The sequence below is a fragment of the Streptomyces sp. NPDC051662 genome (assembly GCF_040681655.1).
Taxonomy (GTDB): Bacteria; Actinomycetota; Actinomycetes; order Streptomycetales; family Streptomycetaceae; genus Streptomyces.
In genome coordinates this window covers 261,338-282,657 of record NZ_JBFAZD010000007.1, presented here as the reverse complement: position 1 = coordinate 282,657, position 21,320 = coordinate 261,338, and the positions used below count along the sequence as shown (strand labels likewise).

Annotated in this window: 1 protein-coding gene (cut by a window edge); it reads right to left on the bottom strand. The window is 71.4% G+C overall.

The features are described from left to right. Positions 1–21,290, bottom strand: the 5' portion of a protein-coding gene (locus tag AB0M67_RS14690) for an SDR family NAD(P)-dependent oxidoreductase (protein ID WP_365745715.1). 11,680 nt of this gene lie to the left of the window's left edge; only the first 21,290 of its 32,970 coding nucleotides appear in the window; its start codon is at positions 21,288–21,290; the stop codon falls past the left edge of the window. Positions 21,291–21,320 lie beyond the last annotated feature (30 nt).

Here is a 21,320-nt window from a genome sequence, read left to right as displayed (position 1 = left end):
TCGGCCTTCGGCCGCAGAACCTTGTCCAGCCGCTCCGGCGTCAGCGAACCCACCACACCGTCATCCAGCACACCCGCCGCATGCACCACAGCCGACACCCTGTGCCGAGCCAGCAACTCCGCCAACGCACCACGGTCCGCGACATCGCACGCCTCGATCGACACCTCGGCGCCGCGCTCCGTCAGTTCATCGGTCAGCGCTTCGGCTCCGTCGGCGCCCACACCCCGGCGGCTCACCAGCAGCAGCCGGCGCACTCCATGCTCCGCCACCAGATGCCGCGCCACCACCGCGCCCAGACCACCCGTACCACCAGTGATCAGCACACTGCCGTCGCCATCCCAGACCGGGTTCGTAGCAGGCTCAGCCACCGAACCACGTACCAGCCGCCCGGCCAGCACCTCGCCGTCCCTCACGATCACCTGCGGCTCGTCCGCGCCCAACGCCGACACCGGCAGCACGACCGGCCCAGCCGGATCAAGATCAACCAGACCGAAACAGCCCGGATTCTCCGACTGCGCCGACCGCACAAGCCCCCGCACCGCAGCCGCCGCCACATCAACACCACCCACAGCACCCCGCGTCACAAAGACGAACCGCGACTCCCCGAACCGCTCATCCCCCAACCGCTCCTGAAGCTGTCCCAGCACCCGACGCGTCAACGCCCGTGCCGCATCCGCCGTATCGGCACCAGGCTCCCCGACCACCGGGATCAGTACCACACCCGGCACCGAAGTCCCTCCGGCACCCAACGCCGCGAGATCCGCTACGAGTTGGGGCTCGGCTCCCGCCGTACGCAGCGCCTCGACGAGATCCAAGGTGTCCTGGCCGAGCACGGCGATCGTCTGCGAAGTGCCGACTGCCGGAGCGGATACCGGTGTCCAGTCCAGCCGGAACAAGGCGTCCCTGGTCAGCGCACCCTCATCACTCACAGCCTCCGCCGACAACGCCCGCATCGCCAACGACTCCACCGACGCGACCGGCGCACCCGTCACATCAGCCACCGCGATCGACACAGCACCATCAACCCCACGAGCCACCCTCACCCGCACCGAAGAAGCCCCCGACGCCTGCAACGACACCCCGCTCCACGAGAACGGGACACCACCACTCCCCCCATCAACCCCACCCACAAACCAAGCGGAATGAAGCCCCGCATCAAACAACGCCGGATGCAGACCGAACGCCTCCGCGTCGCCTTGTGCGTCCTCGGGGAGGCTCACCTCGGCGAAGACCTCGCCGCCCAGGCTCCAGGCAGCACGCAGGCCCTGGAACACCGGACCGTACGCGAAGCCCTCGGCCGCCCGAGCCTCGTAGAAACCATCCAGATCCACCGGCTCCGCACCCACCGGCGGCCAAACCGACGCATCGAAATCAACAGCCGCCCCGGACCCCGCACCCACCGCCAGCACACCCGACGCGTGCAACGTCCACAGCGACTCCACCTCACTCTCAGGACGCGAATGAATCGCGACCGTACGCCGCCCCGACTCATCCGCCACACCCACCCGCACCTGCGTCTGTACAGCGCCGGACTCGGGCAGGGTGAGGGGCGCGGCGAGCGTCAGCTCCTCCACGCGGTCGCAGCAGACCTCGTCACCGGCCCTGATCGCCAGCTCAAGCAACGCGGTGCCGGGGAGAAGAACACGACCCATCACCGCATGATCGGTCAGCCACGGATGCGTCTGGGCGGAGAGCCGTCCGGTGAGCAGCACACCCTCGCCCTCGGCCAGCTCCACCACACCGTTGAGCAGCGGATGCCCGGCCGGCACAAGCCCGATCGCCGCCGCGTCGTCAGCCCCGCCCCGCAGACTCGGGGGCCAGAACGCCTGGTGCTCGAAGGCGTACGTCGGAACATCCACCCACGAAGCCCCGGTACCGGCGAAGAACCCGGCCCAGTCCACGACAACACCACGCACATGCAATTGGCTCATCGCGCTGACGGCCGACAGTTCCTCCGGCCGGTCCTTGCGGAGGATCGGGACGGTGGCCGCTCCGTCCGGTACGGATTCCTGCGCCATGGCGGACAGCACACCGTCCGGCCCCAGCTCCAGGAACGTGCCCACACCCTGCTCAGCCAGCGTCCGCACCCCATCGGCGAAGCGCACGGCGTCCCGGACATGCCGTACCCAGTACTCGGGCGAGCACAGCTCCTCCACCGAGGCCAGAGCGCCCGTCAGATTCGACACCACCGGGATACGCGGCGCCTCGAACGACAACCCCTCCGTAACCGTACGGAAGTCATCCAGCATCGGCCGCATCAGAGGTGAATGGAACGCGTGCGACACCCGCAGGCGCGTGGTCTTACGCCCCCGCTCCGCCAACCGCGCCGCCACCGCCAGGACAGCATCCTCATCACCCGACACGACAACCGAACCGGGACCATTGATCGCGGCAATCGACACCTCGTCCGACAGCAACGGAACAACTTCCTCCTCCGTCGCCTGCACCGCCATCATCGAACCGCCCGCCGGCAACGCCCGCATCAACGACGCACGCGCCACCACCAGACGGCTCGCATCCTCCAGCGAGAACACCCCCGCCACATACGCCGCCGCGATCTCACCGATCGAATGACCCGCCACGAACTCCGGCCGCACACCCCAGGACTCCACCAACCTGAACAGCGCCACCTCAACGGCGAACAACGCGGGCTGAGTGAAGCCCGTGTCATTCAACAGCTCGGCATCCTCACCCCACATCACCTCACGCAGGGGCCGATCCAACTCACCATCCAGCACGGCGAGTACCGAATCCAACGCCTCCGCGAACACCTGGAAGCGCTCGTACAACTCACGGCCCATACCGAGCCGCTGACTGCCCTGACCCGAGAACAACACCGCCGTCTTCCCACCGACGACCGCACCCGACACCGCCGAACGATCCGCATCACCAGACGCCAGAGCCGCAAGGGCTCGCACCGCTTCCGCAGGCTCACCGGCCAGCACCACAGCGCTGTTGTCGAAAACCGACCGGCCCGTGGCCAGTGAATAGCCGACATCCACCGGCCGCGGCTCCGGATCGGACTGGACGTAGGAAAGCAGCCTGGCGGCCTGGCCGCGCAGCGCCTCGGCCGTCTTGCCCGAGAGCACCCACGGCACCACACCCGGCTCCACGACGGAAGTCTCCGGCCTGGCAACCACCGTTCCCCGGATCACCGTGGCCGGCTGCTCCAGGATGATGTGGGCGTTCGTGCCACTGATCCCGAACGACGAGACAGCCGCCCGACGCGCCCGATCGGTCTCCGGCCACCGCGTCTGCTCGGTCAGCAGCTCCACCGCGCCTTCCGACCAGTCCACATGCGAGGACGGAGCGTCCACATGCAGCGTCCGCGGCAGCACGCCATGGCGCATCGCCATGATCATCTTGATCACACCCGCCACACCGGCCGCAGCCTGCGTATGACCGATGTTCGACTTCACCGAACCCAGCAGCAGCGGACGCTCCGGGTCACGGTCACGCCCGTACGTCGCGAGCAAGGCCTGGGCCTCGATCGGGTCACCCAGCGTCGTACCCGTACCATGCGCCTCCACCACATCGACGTCGTCCAAGGACAGTCCGCCGCTGGCGAGCGCCTGACGGATCACCCGCTGCTGCGACGGGCCGTTCGGGGCGGTGAGGCCGTTCGACGCACCGTCCTGGTTGACGGCCGAGCCACGGACCACCGCAAGCACCTGGTGGCCATTGCGCCGCGCGTCGGACAGCCGCTCAAGGACCAGCATGCCGACACCCTCCGACCAGCCCACGCCATCGGCGGACTCGGAGAACGCCTTGCACCGGCCGTCGGGCGACAGACCCCGCTGCCGGGAGAAGTCGACGAAGACGGTCGGCGTGGACATCACGGTCACACCGCCGGCCAGCGCCAGCGAGCATTCGCCGCTGCGCAGCGCCTGCATCGCCCAGTGCATCGCCACCAGCGACGACGAGCACGCCGTGTCCACCGTCACCGCCGGACCCTCCAGGCCCAGCGTGTACGAGACCCGGCCGGAGGCCAGACTCGTGCTTCCGCCGCCCTGAAAGCCCTCGAACTCCGGGCCGCCAAGCAAGGTGGTGTAGTCGCTGTACATCACCCCGGCGAACACGCCGGTCGTACTCCCCTTCAGCGACACCGGGTCGATCCCGGCCCGCTCGATGGCCTCCCAGGACGCTTCGAGCAGCAGTCGCTGCTGCGAGTCCGTCGCCAGCGCCTCGCGGGGCGACATTCCGAAGAACGCCGGGTCGAACTCGTCCGCGGTGTGCAGGAATCCACCTTCCCGCGTGTACGACGTCCCCATGTGGTCGGGGTCCGGGTCGAACAGCCCGTCCACGTCCCAGCCACGGTTCGTCGGGAAGCCGGAGATGGCGTCCGCGCCTTCGGTGACCAGACGCCACAGATCCTCCGGCGAGGCCACCCCGCCCGGGTACCGGCAGCTCATCCCGACGACCACGATCGGATCGTCGGCCACCGCAGCCGCACGCGTGCCCACCGGCACGGCCACCGCGGCTTCGGAGCCCAGCAGTTCATCGAGCAGATGATCGACCAGTGCTTGAACCGTCGGATAGTCGAAAGCCATCGTCGCGGGCAGTCGCAGGCCACTGGCGGTGTTCAGCCGGTTACGCAACTCCACCGCCGTGAGCGAGTCGAAGCCGAGTTCGCGGAAGGCGCGTCCGGGGTTGACCGCGTTGCCATCAGCGTGGCCAAGAACGAGCGCGACCTGTCCACGTACGAGGTCCAACAGCACCTCCTGACGCTCCACCACCGTCAGCCCCGCCAGCCGCTCCACCAGACCGGCAGCCGTCGCCGAACCGGCCACCGCCGCAGCACGACGCGACCGCGAACGGATCAACGACCGCAGCAACGGCGCAACCTCACCCTGCCCACGCAACACCGGCAGATCCAACCGCACCGGCGCCACCACAGCATCACCACAACCCACAGCCACATCGAACAAAGCCACGCCCAGCTCCACCGACAACGCCGGCACACCCGCACGAGCCATCCGCCCCGTATCCGCCTCCGACAACGCCCCCGTCATCCCACCCGACTGATCCCACGGACCCCACGCCAACGACACACCCGGCAGACCCTCACCCCGCCTGCGCTCCATCAACGCATCCAGGAACGCATTACCCGCCGCATAGTTGCCCTGCCCCGCACTCCCGAACAGAGCAGCGGCCGAGGAGAAGACCACAAACGCCGAAAGCTCTTGTCCACGGGTCAGTTCGTGCAGGTGCCAGGCCGCGTCGGCCTTCGGCCGCAGAACCTTGTCCAGCCGCTCCGGCGTCAGCGAACCCACCACACCGTCATCCAGCACACCCGCCGCATGCACCACAGCCGACACCCTGTGCCGAGCCAGCAACTCCGCCAACGCACCACGGTCCGCGACATCGCACGCCTCGACCCGGACTTCGGTCCCTTGCAGCTCCAGATGTGCGACGAGTTCCTCGGCTCCATCGGCGCCCGGACCCCGGCGGCTCACCAGCAGCAGCCGGCGCACTCCATGCTCCGCCACCAGATGCCGCGCCACCACCGCGCCCAGACCACCCGTACCACCAGTGATCAGCACACTGCCGTCGCCATCCCAGACCGGGTTCGTAGCAGGCTCAGCCACCGAACCACGTACCAGCCGCCCGGCCAGCACCTCGCCGTCCCTCACGATCACCTGCGGCTCGTCCGCGCCCAACGCCGACAGCGGCAGCACGACCGGCCCAGCAGGATCAAGATCGACCAGACCGAAACAGCCCGGATTCTCCGACTGCGCCGACCGCACAAGCCCCCGCACCGCAGCCGCCGCCACATCATGGCCTCCGACCGCGCCCCGCGTCACAAAGACGAACCGCGACTCCCCGAACCGCTCATCCCCCAACCGCTCCTGAAGCTGTCCCAGCACCCGACGCGTCAACGCCCGTGCCGCATCCGCCGTATCGGCACCAGGCTCCCCGACCACCGGGATCAGCACCACACCCGGCACCGAAGTCCCTCCGGCACCCAACGCCACGAGATCCGCGACGAGTTCGGGCTCGGCTCCCGCCGTACGCAGCGCCTCCACCAGGCCCAGACTGTCCTGGCCGACCACGGCAATCGTCTGAGAGACGCTGATGGATGAGACAGCCATCGGTGTCCAGTCCAGCCGGAACAGCGCGTCCCTCGTCAGCGCACCCTCATCACTCACAGCCTCCGCCGACAACGCCCGCATCGCCAACGACTCCACCGACGCGACCGGCGCACCCGTCACATCAGCCACCGCGATCGACACCGCACCATCAACCCCACGGACCACCCTCACCCGCACCGAAGAAGCCCCCGACGCCTGCAACGACACCCCGCTCCACGAGAACGGGACACCACCACTCCCCCCATCAACCCCACCCACAAACCAAGCCGAATGAAGCCCCGCATCAAACAACGCCGGATGCAGACCGAACGCCTCCGCATCACCCTCGATACCGTCAGGCAGACTCACCTCGGCAAAGACCTCACCGTCCCGGCTCCACACGGCCCTCAGCCCCTGGAACACCGGACCGTACGCGAAGCCCTCGGCCGCCCGAGCCTCGTAGAAACCATCCAGATCCACCGGCTCCGCACCCACCGGCGGCCAGACCGACGCATCGAAATCAACAGCCTCCCCGGACCCCGCACCCACCGCCAGCACACCCGACGCGTGCAACGTCCACAGCGACTCCACCTCGCCCTCAAGACGCGAATGAATCGCGACCGTACGCCGCCCCAACTCATCCGCCACACCCACCCGCACCTGCGTCCGCACCGCACCCCGCTCCGGGAGCACCAGCGGCGCGGCGAGCGTCAGCTCCTCGACCCGATCGCAGCCGACCTCGTCACCAGCCCGGATCGCCAGCTCAAGCAGCGCCGTACCGGGCACCAAAACCCGGCCCATCACCGCGTGGTCGGCCAGCCACGCGTGCGAGCGCACCGACAGCCGTCCGGTGAGCAGCACGCCCTCGCCCTCGGCCAGCTCCACCACACCGTTGAGCAGCGGATGCCCAGCCGGCACAAGCCCGATCGCCGCCGCGTCGGCGCCGCCGCGCATACCGCCGGGCCAGAACGGCTGGTGCTCGAAGGCGTACGTCGGAACATCCACCCGTGACGCCCCGGTACCGGCGAAGAACCCGGCCCAGTCCACGACGACACCACGCACATGCAGCTGGGCGAGCGCGGTGACGGCCGACAGTTCCTCGGCGCGGTTCTTACGGAGGACCGGCACCGTGAGGGCATCGTCCGGTACCGACTCCCGCGCCATCGCGGAGAGCACGCCGTCCGGCCCCAGCTCCAGGAAGGTACTCACGCCCTGCTCGGCCAGCGTCCGCACCCCGTCCGCGAAGCGCACGGCGTCCCGGACATGCCGTACCCAGTACTCCGGCGAGCACAGCTCCTCCGCCGACGCCAGACCACCTGTCAGATTCGACACCACCGGGATACGCGGAGCCTCGAACGACAACCCCTCCGCAACCGTACGGAAGTCATCCAGCATCGGCCGCATCAGAGGTGAATGGAAAGCGTGCGACACCCGCAGCCACGTGGCCTTACGGCCCTGCTCCTCCAGACGGGCCGCGACCTCCAGGACCACATCCTCATGGCCCGAGATCACCACCGACGAGGGCCCATTGACAGCGGCAACCGACACCTGGCCCTCCCGCTCGACCAGCAACGGAAGAACCTCGTCCTCCGTCGCCCGCACCGCGACCATCGCACCACCGGCCGGCAACGCCCGCATCAACGACGCACGCGCCACCACCAGACGGCTCGCATCCTCCAGCGAGAACACCCCCGCCACATACGCCGCCGCGATCTCACCGATCGAATGACCCGCCACGAACTCCGGCCGCACACCCCACGACTCCACCAACCGGAACAGCGCCACCTCAACGGCGAACAACGCGGGCTGCGTGAAGCCCGTGTCGTTCAACAGCTCGGCATCACCACCCCACATCACCTCACGCAGCGACCGCCCCAACTCGGCCTCCAACACGGCCAGTACGGAGTCCAGCGCCTCCGCGAACACCGGGAACCGCCCGTACAGCTCACGGCCCATACCGAGCCGCTGACTGCCCTGACCCGAGAACAGCACCGCCGTCTTCCCACCGACGACCGCACCCGACACCGCCAAGGCATCCGGTTCGCCGACCGCCAGGCCCGCCAGCGCTCGCACCGTCTCCGCGCGCTCGCCGGCGGACACCACCGCTCGGTGGTCGAACTTCGACCGGCCCGTCGCCAGCGAGAAACCGATGTCCACCGGTCGCAGCTCGGGCCGTGCCTGGATGTAGGAGAGCAGTCGACCTGCCTGACCGCGCAGCGCCTCCGGCGTCTTGCCCGAGAGCACCCACGGCACCACACCCGGCTCCACGACGGGAGTCTCCGGCCTGGCAACCACCGTTCCCCGGATCACCGTCACCGGCTGTTCCAGGATGATGTGGGCGTTCGTGCCACTGATCCCGAACGACGAGACACCCGCCCGGCGCGCCCGATCGGTCTCCGGCCACTGCGCGGACTCCGTCAGCAGCTCCACCGCGCCCGCCGACCAGTCGACATGCGACGACGGCTCGGTCACGTTCAGCGTCCGCGGCAGCACGCCATGGCGCATCGCCATGATCATCTTGATCACACCGGCGGCGCCGGCGGCGGCCTGGGTGTGTCCCAGGTTCGACTTCACCGAGCCGAGCAGCAGCGGACGCTCCGGGTCACGATCGCGGCCGTACGTGGCGAGCAGGGCCTGCGCCTCGATCGGGTCGCCCAGCGTCGTACCCGTACCGTGCGCCTCCACCGCGTCCACATCGGCGGGCGACAGTCCGCCACTCGCGAGCGCCTGACGGATCACGCGCTGCTGCGACGGGCCGTTCGGGGCGGTCAGACCGTTCGACGCGCCGTCCTGGTTGACGGCCGAGCCACGGACCACGGCGAGGATCTCGTGACCGTTGCGCCGCGCGTCGGACAGCCGCTCCAGGAGGAGCATGCCGATGCCCTCGGACCAGCCGACGCCGTCGGCCGACTCGGAGAACGGCTTCGACCGGCCGTCGGGGGCCAGGCCCCGCTGCCGGGAGAACTCCACGAAGGTGTCGGGGATCGACATCACGGTCACACCGCCGGCCAGCGCCAGCGAGCACTCACCGCTGCGCAGCGCCTGCGCGGCCAGATGCATCGCCACCAGTGACGACGAGCACGCCGTGTCCACCGTGACGGCGGGGCCCTCGAATCCGAAGGTGTACGAGACCCGGCCCGAGGCCACGCTCAGCGCGCTCCCCTGGCCCTGGAAGCCTTCGAACTCCTTTCCGCTCAGGGTGGTGTTGTAGCCGCCGTACATCACACCGGCGAACACCCCGGTCTGGCTGTCGCGCAGTGACACCGGGTCGATGCCGGCCCGCTCGATCGCCTCCCACGATGTCTCCAACAGCAGCCGCTGCTGCGAGTCCGTCGCCATCGCCTCACGCGGCGACATTCCGAAGAACGCCGGGTCGAACTCGCCCGCGTCATGCAGGAATCCGCCCTGCCGCGTGTACGAGGTGCCCATGTGCTCCGGGTCGGGGTTGTAGAGCGCGTCGACGTCCCAGCCACGGTTCACCGGGAAGTCGGAGACGACGTCGGCGCCCTCGGTGACCACCCGCCACAGATCCTCCGGCGATCCGATGCCGCCGGGGAAGCGGCAGCTCATGCCGACGACCACGACCGGATCGTCGTCGAGCAGGGCCCGGGAGAGTTCGGGCGCCGCCGCGTCCGTGGTCATGTCCGCGTCCGGGCCGACCAGTTCGTCGAGCAGATGCTCGGCCAGTGCCTCGACCGTCGGATAGTCGAAGACCATCGTGGCGGGCAGCCGCAGTCCGGTCGCCGTGTTGAGCCGGTTGCGCAGCTCCACCGCCGTGAGGGAGTCGAAGCCCAGGTCGCGGAATGCCCGCGCCGGGTCGACCCCGTCGCCGCTCGCGTGGCCGAGCACCAGCGCCGCCTGCCCGCGTACGAGCGTGAGCAGCGTTTCGTGCCGTTCGGCGCGCTCCAGCCTGCCGAGGCGCGCGGCGAGTCCGGCATCCGTGCCGGTTCCCGGCCCCGCGACCGCCGTGCGCCGGGCGGTTGTCCGGACGAGCCCCCGCAGCAGCGACGGGACGGTACCTTGCGCGCGGAGCACCGACAGGTCGAGCTGTACGGGTGCCACCGCCGCCTGGCCGGTGGCGAGTGCGGCGTCGAACAGTGATACGCCCTGGTCGACCGAGAGCAGGGGCATGCCTGCCTCGGCGGCCCGGCGCAGATCGGCCTCGCCGAGGCCGCTCGTCATGCCCGCGCCCTGGTTCCAGGCGCCCCAGGCGAGCGAGACTCCCGGCAGGCCCGCCGACTGACGGTGTGCGGCGAGCGCGTCCAGGAAGGCGTTGCCCGCCGCGTAGTTGGCCTGCCCCGCGCCGCCGATCACGCCGGAGACCGAGGAGAAGACCACGAACGCGGCCAGGTCGAGGTCCCGGGTCAGTTCGTGCAGATGCCAGGCCGCGTCGACCTTCGGCCGCAGCACCCGGGCCAGCCGTTCGGAGGTCAGTGAACCGATGATGCCGTCGTCGAGCACGCCCGCCGTGTGCACCACGGCCGTCAGCGGGTGCTCGGCCGGGATGGCGCCCAGCAGCTCTGCCAAGGCGTCGCGGTCCGCGACATCACAGGCTTCGACGGACACCGTGGCGCCCTGTGCCGTCAGTTCCGCGACAAGCTCCGGGGCTCCCTCGGCGGAGAGCCCGCGCCTGCTGGTGAGCACGAGGTGTCGTACGCCCCGTTCGGCCACCAGGTGCCGTGCCAGTACGCCGCCCAGACCGCCCGTGCCACCGGTGATCAGGACCGTACCCTCGGGGTTCCACACGGCCGGCATGGTGAGCACGATCTTGCCGACATGCCTGGCCATGCTCATGAAGCGGAACGCGTCACGTGCCCGCCGTACGTCCCACGACCGCACCGGCAGCGGCTCCAGCGCACCCTGCTGGAACAGGTCCATGACGGCGACCAGCATCCGCTGGATACCGTCCGGCTCCACCCAGCCGAGGTCGAAGGCCTGGTAGTCCACACCGTCCGGCACATCTGCGGCATCCCGGATATCCGTCTTGCCCATCTCCAGGAACCGGCCACCGGAACCCACCAGCCGCAGCGACGCGTCCACGAACTCACCGGCCAGCGAGTTCAGTACGACATCGACGCCCCCACCACCCGTGACCCCCGCGAACGCCGCCTCGAACTCCGTCGTACGCGACGACGCGATGTGATCGTCAGCGACCCCCAGCGACCGCAGAACATCCCACTTGCCCTCACTCGCCGTCGCGAACACCTCGGCACCCAGATGATTCGCCACCTGAATCGCCGCCATACCCACACCACCCGCACCGGCATGGATCAGCACCCTCTCCCCACGCCGCAACCCGCCCAACTCCACCAGCGCGTAGTACGCGGTCAGGAACACCAGCGGCATCGAGGCCGCCGTCTCCCACGACCAGCCGTCGGGCAGCCGGGTGAGCAGCCGTGCGTCGCCGACGACCAGCGAGCCGAAGCCGCCGGACACCAGGCCGGTCACCGGGTCGCCGGGCCGCAGCCCGGTCACGTCGGGACCCACTTCGGTCACCACGCCCGCGGCCTCGCGCCCCATGCGTCCGGCGTCGCCGGGGTACATGTCGAGGGCCTTGAGGACATCGCGGAAGTTGACACCGGCGGCCCGTACGTCGATACGCACCTCGCTGCCGGTCAGCGGATCGAGGACCTCGGGGAACGGGGCCAGGGTCAGCCCGTCAAGACTGCCCTGTGTCTCGCTGTCGAGCCGCCAGGGCACTCCGGCCGGGGGCACCAGGCCCGTACCCGAATCCAGTCGCGCGAGCCGGCCCGCCAGGATCGCTCCGTCACGGATCGCCACCTGGGGCTCGTCCGTGGTGAGGGAGCGCGCGAGTCGCGTGGCGCCGTCGTCCGTGAGGCCGAGGTCCACCAGGCCGAAGCAGCCGGGGTTCTCGGTCTGCGCGGAGCGGATCAGTCCCCAGACCGAGGCCGCCGCGATATCGGTGGCCTCCTCGTCACCGGCCGCCATCGCGCCCCTGGTGACGAACACCAGTCGCGAGCCGGCGAACCGCTCCTCGGCCAGCCAGCCCTGCGCGAGCGCCAGTACGCCGGTGGTCAGCGCGTGGGCGGACTCCGCCACGCCGTCCGGGTCCCCGGACACGGCGACCAGCACCGCGTCCGGCACCGGGGACTCCCCCGCCGTCAGCGCGGCCAGATCGGCGTATGTCTCGACGCGCGCCCCGGAGGCCGCCAGTGTGTCGGCGAGCCCGAACGCGTCGGGCCCCACCAGTGCGACCGCTTCCGGCACTTCCGTACCCGACGCACCAGTCACCGGCACAGACACCGGAACCGGCACCCAGTCGAGGCCGAACAGCGCGTCCTTGGCCAGCGCGGCGTCTTCGCTCAGCTCCGCGCTCGACACGGCCCGTACGAGCAGCGAGTCGACCGAGGCGACCGGCTCTCCCGACAGGTCGGCGACCGCGATCGACACCGCGCCCCGGCCGGCGGCCGGGGTGATGCGGACCCGTGTCGCGGAGGCGCCCGTGGCGTAGAGCGACGCGCCCTCCCAGGAGAACGGCAGTCCTCCCGTACCCTCCTCGCCGTCGCCCGCGAGGAGCGAGGCGTGCAGCGCGGAATCGAGCAGCGCGGGGTGCAGACCGAACGCGGCGGCGTCGCCCTCCGCGCTCTCCGGGAGCCTCACCTCCGCGAAGATCTCGTCGTCGCGCCGCCAGGCGGCGCGCAGGCCCTGGAACACCGGGCCGTACGCGAACCCGAGCTCGGCGAACCGCTCGTAGCAGCCCTCCGCCTCCAGCGCCTCGGCGCCCTCCGGCGGCCACACCGTCGCGTCGAAGCCATTGCCGGGCGTCCGGCCTCCGGTGGTCAGCACACCCATGGCGTGCTGGGTCCACGACCGCTCGTCGGCGCCGTCGAGCCGGGAGTGCACGGTGATCGAGCGCCGGTCCGCGTCGTCCGCGACCCCGACCCGCACCTGTACCTGGACCGCACCCCGCTCCGGGAGCACCAGCGGCGCGGCGAGCGTCAGCTCCTCGACCCGGTCGCAGCCGACCTCGTCACCGGCGCGGAACGCCAGCTCAAGCAGGGCGGTGCCCGGCAGCAGGATCCGGCCCATGACCGCGTGGTCGGCGAGCCAGGGGTGCGACTGGACGGACAGCCGTCCGGTGAACAACGCGCCCTCGCCCTCGGCGAGTTCGACCGCCGCACCGAGCAACGGGTGCTCGGCCGAACCGAGTCCGGCGGCACGCACGTCACCGGCGGCACCGGCCTGGGGACCGGCCGGCCAGATCCACTGATGCTGGAAGGGGTAGGTGGGCACATCGACCCGGGAGGCGCCGGTCCCGGCGAACACGGCCGCCCAGTCGACGGGCACGCCCCGTACGTACAGCCGCGCGAGGGCGGTGAGCGCGGTGAGCTCTTCCGCCCGGTTCTCGCGGAGCAGGGGTACGGTCACGGCGCCGTCCGGTGCGGACTCCTGGGCCATGGCCGACAGCACCCCGTCCGGGCCCAGCTCCAGGAAGGTGGTCACACCCCGGTCACCGAGGGTGCGTACGCCATCGGCGAAGCGGACGGCCTCGCGGACATGCCGTACCCAGTACTCGGCCGAGCACAGCTCCTCGGCCGATGCCAGAGCGCCCGTCAGATTCGACACCACGGGGATACGCGGTGCCTCGTACGCCAGTCCCTCGGCCACCGCGCGGAACTCGTCCAGCATCGGGTCCATCAACGGCGAGTGGAAGGCGCCCGAGACCCGGAGCCTGCTCGTCTTGCGGCCCTGCTCCCCCAGCCGCGCCGCGATCTCCAGCACGGTGTCCTCCGCGCCGGAAATCACCACGGACGAGGGGCCGTTGACGGCGGCGACGGACACCTCGCCCGACAGCAGGGGAAGCACCTCGTCCTCCGTCGCCCGTACCGCGACCATCGCGCCACCGGCCGGCAGCGCCCGCATCAGCTTCGCCCGCGCGACCACGAGTGTGCAGGCGTCCTCCAACGAGAACACCCCCGCCACATGCGCCGCCGCGATCTCACCGATCGAATGACCCGCCACAAAGTCCGGCCGCACACCCCACGACTCCACCAGCCGGAACAACGCCACCTCGACCGCGAACAACGCGGGCTGAGTAAACCCCGTGTCATTCAGCAGCTCGGCGTCCTCACCCCACATCACCTCACGCAGCGACCGCCCCAACTCGGCCTCCAACACGGCCAGTACGGAGTCCAACGCCTCCGCGAACACCGGGAAGCGCTCATACAACTCACGCCCCATCCCCAGCCGCTGACTGCCCTGACCCGAGAAGAGGAAGGCACGCTTACCGGTCGCCACCGCTCCCGACACGGCCACCGCGTCGGGTTCACTGGCCGCCAGCGCCGTCAGCGCGCGCTCCGTGTCGGCGGGGTCGCCCGCCAGGACCACGGCGCGGTGGTCGAACACCGAACGGCCCGTCGCCAGCGAGAAGCCGACGTCCACCGGGCGTGCTTCCGGGCCCGGCCCGACGAGGGACAGCAGCTGTCGTGCCTGATCCGCCAGCGCACCGGGCGTCCTGCCCGAAAGCACCCACGGCACCACGCCCGGCTCCACAGCCGGGGCCTCGGACCCGGCGAGCGCCCTTCCCCGAAGGACGGTGGGCGGCTGCTCCAGGATGACGTGGGCGTTCGTCCCACTGATCCCGAACGACGAGACACCCGCCCGACGCGGACGACCGGCCTCCGGCCACTCGACCGGCTCCGTCAGCAGCTCCACCGCGCCCGCCGACCAGTCCACATGCGTGGAGGGCTCCGTCACATGGAGCGTCCGCGGCAGCACTCCGTGCCGCATCGCCATCACCATCTTGATCACACCGGCGACGCCCGCGGCGGCCTGGGTGTGACCGATGTTGGACTTCACGGAACCGAGCAGCAGCGGACGCTCCGGGTCGCGGTCACGCCCGTACGTGGCCAGCAGCGCCTGTGCCTCGATCGGGTCGCCCAGTGTCGTACCCGTACCGTGCGCCTCCACCACATCGACCTCGTCCGCAGCCAGTCCGCCGCCGGCGAGTGCCTGCCGGATCACCCGCTGCTGCGAAGGGCCGTTCGGGGCGGTCAGACCGTTCGACGCGCCGTCCTGGTTGATCGCGCTGCCGCGCAGCAGGGCGAGCACCTGGTGGCCGTTGCGGCGCGCGTCCGACAGCCGCTCAAGTACCAGCATCCCGACGCCCTCCGACCAGGCGACGCCGTCGGCCGATTCGGAGAACGCCTTGGAGCGGCCGTCGGGGGCCAGGCCGCGCGCCCGGGAGAACTCGACGAAGGTGCTCGGGGTGGACATGACGGTGACACCGCCGGCGAGCGCCAGCGAGCATTCACCGCTCCGCAGGGCCTGCGCGGCCAGATGCATGCCGACCAGGGAGGAGGAGCAGGCGGTGTCCACGGTCACCGCCGGGCCTTCGAGCCCCAGCGTGTAGGAGACACGGCCGGAGGCCACGCTCGGCGCACTGCCGTTGCCGCGGAAGGCTTCGTACTCCTCGCCGGTGAGCAGCGGCCCGTAGTCGTTGTACATGACCCCGGCGAACACACCGGTCCGGCTGTCGCGCAGCGAGACGGGGTCGATACCGGCCCGTTCGACGGCTTCCCAGGAGAGTTCGAGCAGCAGGCGCTGCTGCGAGTCGGTGGCCATGGCCTCACGCGGCGACATCCCGAAGAAGTCCGGGTCGAACTCGCCCGCCGTGTGCAGGAATCCGCCTTCGCGGACATGGGTCCTGCCGGGGTGGTCGGGGTCCGGGTCGTAGAGGCCGTCGAGGTCCCAGCCGCGGTTGGTGGGGAAGCCGGAGATGGCGTCGCCGCCCTCCGTGACGAGCCGCCAGAGGTCTTCGGGCGAGGTCACCCCGCCCGGGTAGCGGCAGGCCATGCCGACGATCACGATGGGGTCGTCGGTGACCGGCGAGGGCGCGGCTGCCGGCGCGGCCGGTGCTTCGGCTTCGGTGCCGAGCAGTTCGTCGCGCATATGGTCGGCGAGGGCGCTCGGGGTCGGGTAGTCGAAGACCATGGTCGCGGGCAGCCGCAGGCCGGTCACGGCGTTGAGGCCGTTGCGCAGTTCGACCGCCGTCAGCGAGTCGAAGCCGAGGTCCTGGAACTGGCGGGACTCCTCGACCTCCGCGGCGTCCGCGTGGCCGAGCACCTGCGCGACCTGGCCGCGTACGAGGTCGAGAAGGATCTCGCGGCGTTCGGCGGCGGTGAGTCCGGTGAGCCGCTGGGCGAGGCCGCCGGCCGTCTCCGAGACCTGGGCGGCGGCGCGCCTGCCGGGGGTGCGGATGAGACCGCGCAGCAGGGGCGGAATCTCGCCCTGGGTACGCAGGACGGGCAGGTCGAGGCGTACGGGGGCGACGGCCGGCGCGTCGGTGGCGAGGGCGGCGTCGAAGAGCGCCACGCCCTGGTCGACGGTGAGCGGCGGCATGCCGGAGCGCGCGATGCGCTCCACATCGATGTCGGTGAGTGTCCTGGTCATGCCGACGCTCTGGGTCCAGGGGCCCCAGGCGAGGGCGAGGCCGGGCAGTCCGCTGTCGCGGCGGTGGGTGGCGAGCGCGTCCAGGAAGGCGTTCCCGGCCGCGTAGTTGGCCTGGCCGGGGCTGCCGAGGGTGGCGGCGACGGAGGAGAAGAGCACGAACGCGGCCAGGTCGAGTCCGCGGGTCAGGTCATGGAGGTTCCAGGCGGCGTCGACCTTGGGGCGCAGCACGCTGTCGAGCCGCGCAGGGGTGAGCGAGCCGATGACGCCGTCGTCGACGACTCCGGCGGTGTGGACGACGGCGGTGAGCGGGTGCCCGGCGGGGACGGTCGCCAGCAGTTCCGCGAGAGCGGTCCGGTCGGTGACATCGCAGGGGGCGACGGTCACCTGGGCGCCCTGTGCGGTGAGTTCGGCCTTGAGCGTCTCGGCGCCGTCGGCGGCGGGGCCGCGGCGGCTGACGAGCAGCAGGTGCCGTACGCCGTGCTCGGCAACCAGGTGCCGGGCGAGGACGCCGCCGAGTCCGCCGGTGCCGCCGGTGATGAGGACGGTGCCCTCGGGATCCCAGGCGGCCCGCTCCTCGGGGGCGGGGACGGGGACGCGGGTCAGCCGGGCGGCGAGCAGTTCTCCATCGCGTACCGCGAGGTCGGGTTCGTCGGCCGCGGTCGCGAGGGCGGAGACGAGGATGGCCGGCACGGCCTCCGGGGGGAGTGAGGCCGTGCCGGGGTCCGGGGCGTGTCGCGAGAGTCCAGCCCGGCTCGGAAGTCCAGCCCGGCTCGGAAGTCCCAGGTCCAGGAGGCCGAAGCGTCCCGGGTTCTCTGTCCTGGCCGTGCGTACGAGGCCGTGGACCGAGGCGGCGGCGAGGTCGTCGCCCGTCAGCGCGCCGTGGGTGACGAACACCAGGCGCGCGTCGGCGAACCGGTCCTCGTCCAGCCACCGCTGTATGTCTCCGAGGACGCGGGCGCCCAGGGCATGGGTCGCCGCCACGACGCCCTCGTCCGCGTCGGCGGGTGCGCCGACGGCGGCGATCAGAACCATGCCGGGAACCGGGCCGTCCGAGGCCGCGAGCGCGTCCAGATCGGGGTGGGCCGTCACCGCGGCGCCCCCCGTACGCAGCGCGCCGGCCAGGCCGAGCGGGTCGGCGCCGATCACCGCCACCGCGTCGGGGCCGGCCGGGGCCGTGCCCTTCACCGCGGTCCACTCCACGCGGAACAGCGAATCCCGGTGCACCGCGGCGGTGTTGTCGAGGCTCTCGGTGGGGACCGAGCGGGAGACGAGGGAGTCCACGGAGAGGACCGGGCCGCCCGCCGCGTCGTACACCGCGATGGAGACGGTGTCGTCGCCCGCCGGGGACAGCCGGGCGCGTACCGCCGTGGCACCGGAGGCGATGAGTGACACGCCCTCCCAGGCGAACGGCAGACCGCCCCGGCTGATCGCGCCGAGGTCGGTGAAGGCCGCCGCGTGCTGGGCGGCGTCGAGCAGCGCCGGGTGGAGGCCGAAGGCGCTCGCGTCGGTGCCCGCGCCCTCCGGGAGGGTGACGTCGGCGTACACCTCGTCACCGAGCCGCCAGGCGGCGCGCAGGCCCTGGAAGACGGGGCCGTAGTCGAAGCCGAGTCCGGCGAGCCGTTCGTAGCAGCCGTCGAGGTCGACGGGTTCCGCGCCGGCGGGCGGCCATACGGTGGCGTCGAAGCCGGGGTCGGGGGCGCCCGTGCCGGGGGCGACGACACCGGTGGCGTGCCGCGACCAGGGGAGGTCGAAGCCGTCCTCGACGCGCGAGTAGATGCCCAGCGGGCGGCGTCCCGCGGTGTCGGCGGCGCCGACGCGTACCTGGAGCTGGACGGCGCCGTGCTCGGGCAGTGCGAGCGGGGCGGCGAGGGCCAGTTCCTCGACCCGGCCGCAGTCGACCTCGTCACCGGCGCGGATGGCCAGTTCGACGAAGGCCGTTCCTGGCAGCAGGGCGCGGCCCCGTACGCCGTGGTCGGCGAGCCAGGGGTGGGACCGCGTGGACAGCCGGCTGGTGAACAGCGCGCCCTCGCCGTCGGCCAGTTCGACGGCCGCGCCGAGCAGCGGGTGTCCGGCGGCGCCGAGCCCGGCGGCGCGCACGTCGCCGGCCGTGTCGGGCGTGCCGGCCGGCCAGTAGCGCCGGCGCTGGAACGGGTAGGTGGGCAGGTCGACGCGGCGGGCGCCGGAGCCGTCGTAGAGACCGGCCCACCGTACGGTGGCGCCCCGGACGTGGATCCGTGCGAGGGCGGTGACCGCGGCCAGTTCCTCCGGGCGGTCCTTGCGCAGCAGCGGCACCATCGCCGCCCGCTCCGTCAGCGAGTCCTGTGCCATGGCGGAGAGGACTCCGTCGGGGCCGAGCTCCAGCAGGGTGGTGACGCCGCGTCCGGTGAGGGTGCGGACGCCGTCGGCGAACCGTACGGCCTCGCGCACATGCCGTACCCAGTAGGCGGCGGAGCACAGCTCCGCGACGTCGGCGATCCGCCCGGTCACGTTCGACACGACGGGGATCGTGGGTTCCTCGTACGTGAGGCTCTCGGCGACGGCGCGGAACTCCGTCAGCATCGGTTCCATGAGCGGCGAGTGGAAGGCGTGTGAGACGCGCAGCCGGCTGGTCTTGCGGCCTTGTTCCTCGAAGTGGGCGGTGATGGCCTGTACGGCGCTCTCGTCACCGGCGATCACCACGGACGTGGGTCCGTTGACGGCGGCGATCGACACCTGTTCGCCGACGTCGGCGAGCCGCGCGGCGACCTCGTCCTCGGTGGCCCGTACGGCGACCATGACGCCGCCGGCGGGCAGGGCCGCCATCAGCGAGGCGCGGGCGGCGACGAGACGGCAGGCGTCCTCCAGCGAGAACACGCCCGCCACATGGGCGGCCGTGATCTCACCGATGGAGTGGCCGCCGACGAAGTCGGGGGTGACACCGAGCGAGGCGACGAGGCGGTGGAGCGCGACCTCGACGGCGAAGAGCGCGGGCTGCGTCCAGCGGGTCTCGTTGAGGAGGTCGGGGTCGGTACCCCAGACGATGTCGCGCAGCGGACGGTCGAGATGGGGGTCGAGCGCGTCGGCGACGCGGTCGAAGGCTTCGGCGAACACCGGGAACCGGGTGTGGAGTTCGCGCCCCATGCCGAGGCGCTGGGAGCCCTGGCCGGAGAAGAGCACGGCGAGCGGGCCCTCGTCGGCGACGCCGTCGGCGAGCACGGTGGGGGGTTCGGCGGCACCGGTGGCGTCGGCGAGCAGTACGGACCGGTACTCGAAGACCGAGCGCCCCGTGGCGAGGGAGTGGCCGATATCGGCGGGCCGGGTCCCGGGGTTGCGCTCGATGAAGGAGAGCAGCCTGGCGCGCTGGTCGGCCAGGGCGGCGGCGGACCGTCCGGAGAGGGCCCAGGGGATGACACCGGGCAGCGCGGAGTCCTCGGCGGGGGTGTTCTCGGTGGCCGGCGGGGCCTGTTCGAGGATCACATGCGCGTTGGTGCCACTGACGCCGAAGGAGGAGACGGCGGCGCGCCGGGCGCGCCCCGTCTCGGGCCAGGCGACGGGCCGGTCGAGCAGTTCGATGGAGCCGGTGGTCCAGTCCACGTCGTGGGAGGGCTCGCCCACGTGCAGGCTGCGCGGCATCAGTCCATGCCGCATCGCCATGATCATCTTGATGACACCGGCGGCGCCCGAGGCCGCCTGGGTGTGCCCGATGTTCGACTTGACCGACCCCAGCCGCAGTGGCCGTTCACGGTCCTGGCCGTAGGTGGCCAGCAGGGCCTGCGCCTCGATCGGGTCGCCGAGTGTCGTCCCCGTACCGTGCGCCTCCACGATGTCCACCTCGGCGGGCGCCAGCCGGGCGTTCTCCAGGGCGGCGCGGATGACACGCCGCTGTGAGGGGCCGTGCGGTGCGGACAGGCCGTTGGACGCGCCGTCCTGGTTGATCGCGCTGCCGCGCAGGACAGCCAGGACCGGGTGGCCGGCCCGCTGGGCGTCCGAGAGGCGTTCCAGTACGAGGACGGCCGCGCCCTCGCCCCAGCCGGTGCCGTCCGCGTCCTGGGAGAACGACTTGCAGCGGCCGTCGGCGGCCATACCGCTCTGGGCGGTGAAGGAGACGAACGGTCCGGGCGTCGCCATCACGGAGGCGCCGCCCGCCAGGGCCATGGAGCACTCGCCGTTGCGCAGCGACTGCGCGGCCCAGTGCAGGGCGACCAGCGAGGAGGAGCAGGCGGTGTCGACCGTGACGGCCGGTCCCTCGGCGCCGAGTGTGTAGGAGAGCCGGCCCGAGATGACACTCGCCGCGTGCCCGGTGGTCGAGTACAGCTCGGCGTCCTCGTCGGACGCCTTGATGACCGCGGCGTAGTCCTGTCCGGCCGTGCCGACGAACACGCCGGCGCGGCTGCCGCGCAGCGTGTCCGGGTCGATGCCGGCGCGCTCCAGGGCCTCCCAGGCGACTTCCAGCAGCAGCCGCTGCTGGGGGTCCATGGCGACGGCCTCACGCGGGGAGATCCCGAAGAACCCGGGGTCGAAGTCCGCCATGTCGTAGAGGAACCCGCCCTCTTGGGCGAGGCTGCGGCCGGGGCCGTCCCCGGCGAGGCGCTCCAGGTCCCAGCCGCGGTCGGCGGGGAAGGCGGCCATCACGTCGCGGCCCTCGGTGACCAGCTCCCACAGGTCCTCGGGGGAGGTCACGCCGCCGGGGTAGCGGCAGCCGATCCCGACGACGGCGATGGGCTCCTCGGCAGCAGCCACCAGTTGCTGGTTCTGCTGACGGAGCCGCTCGATCTCCTTCAGGGAGGACCGCAGCGCCTCGACGTACTTGTTGGTGGACGTGCTCATCGGACTCTCCAGATCTCTTTCAGTTCGCAG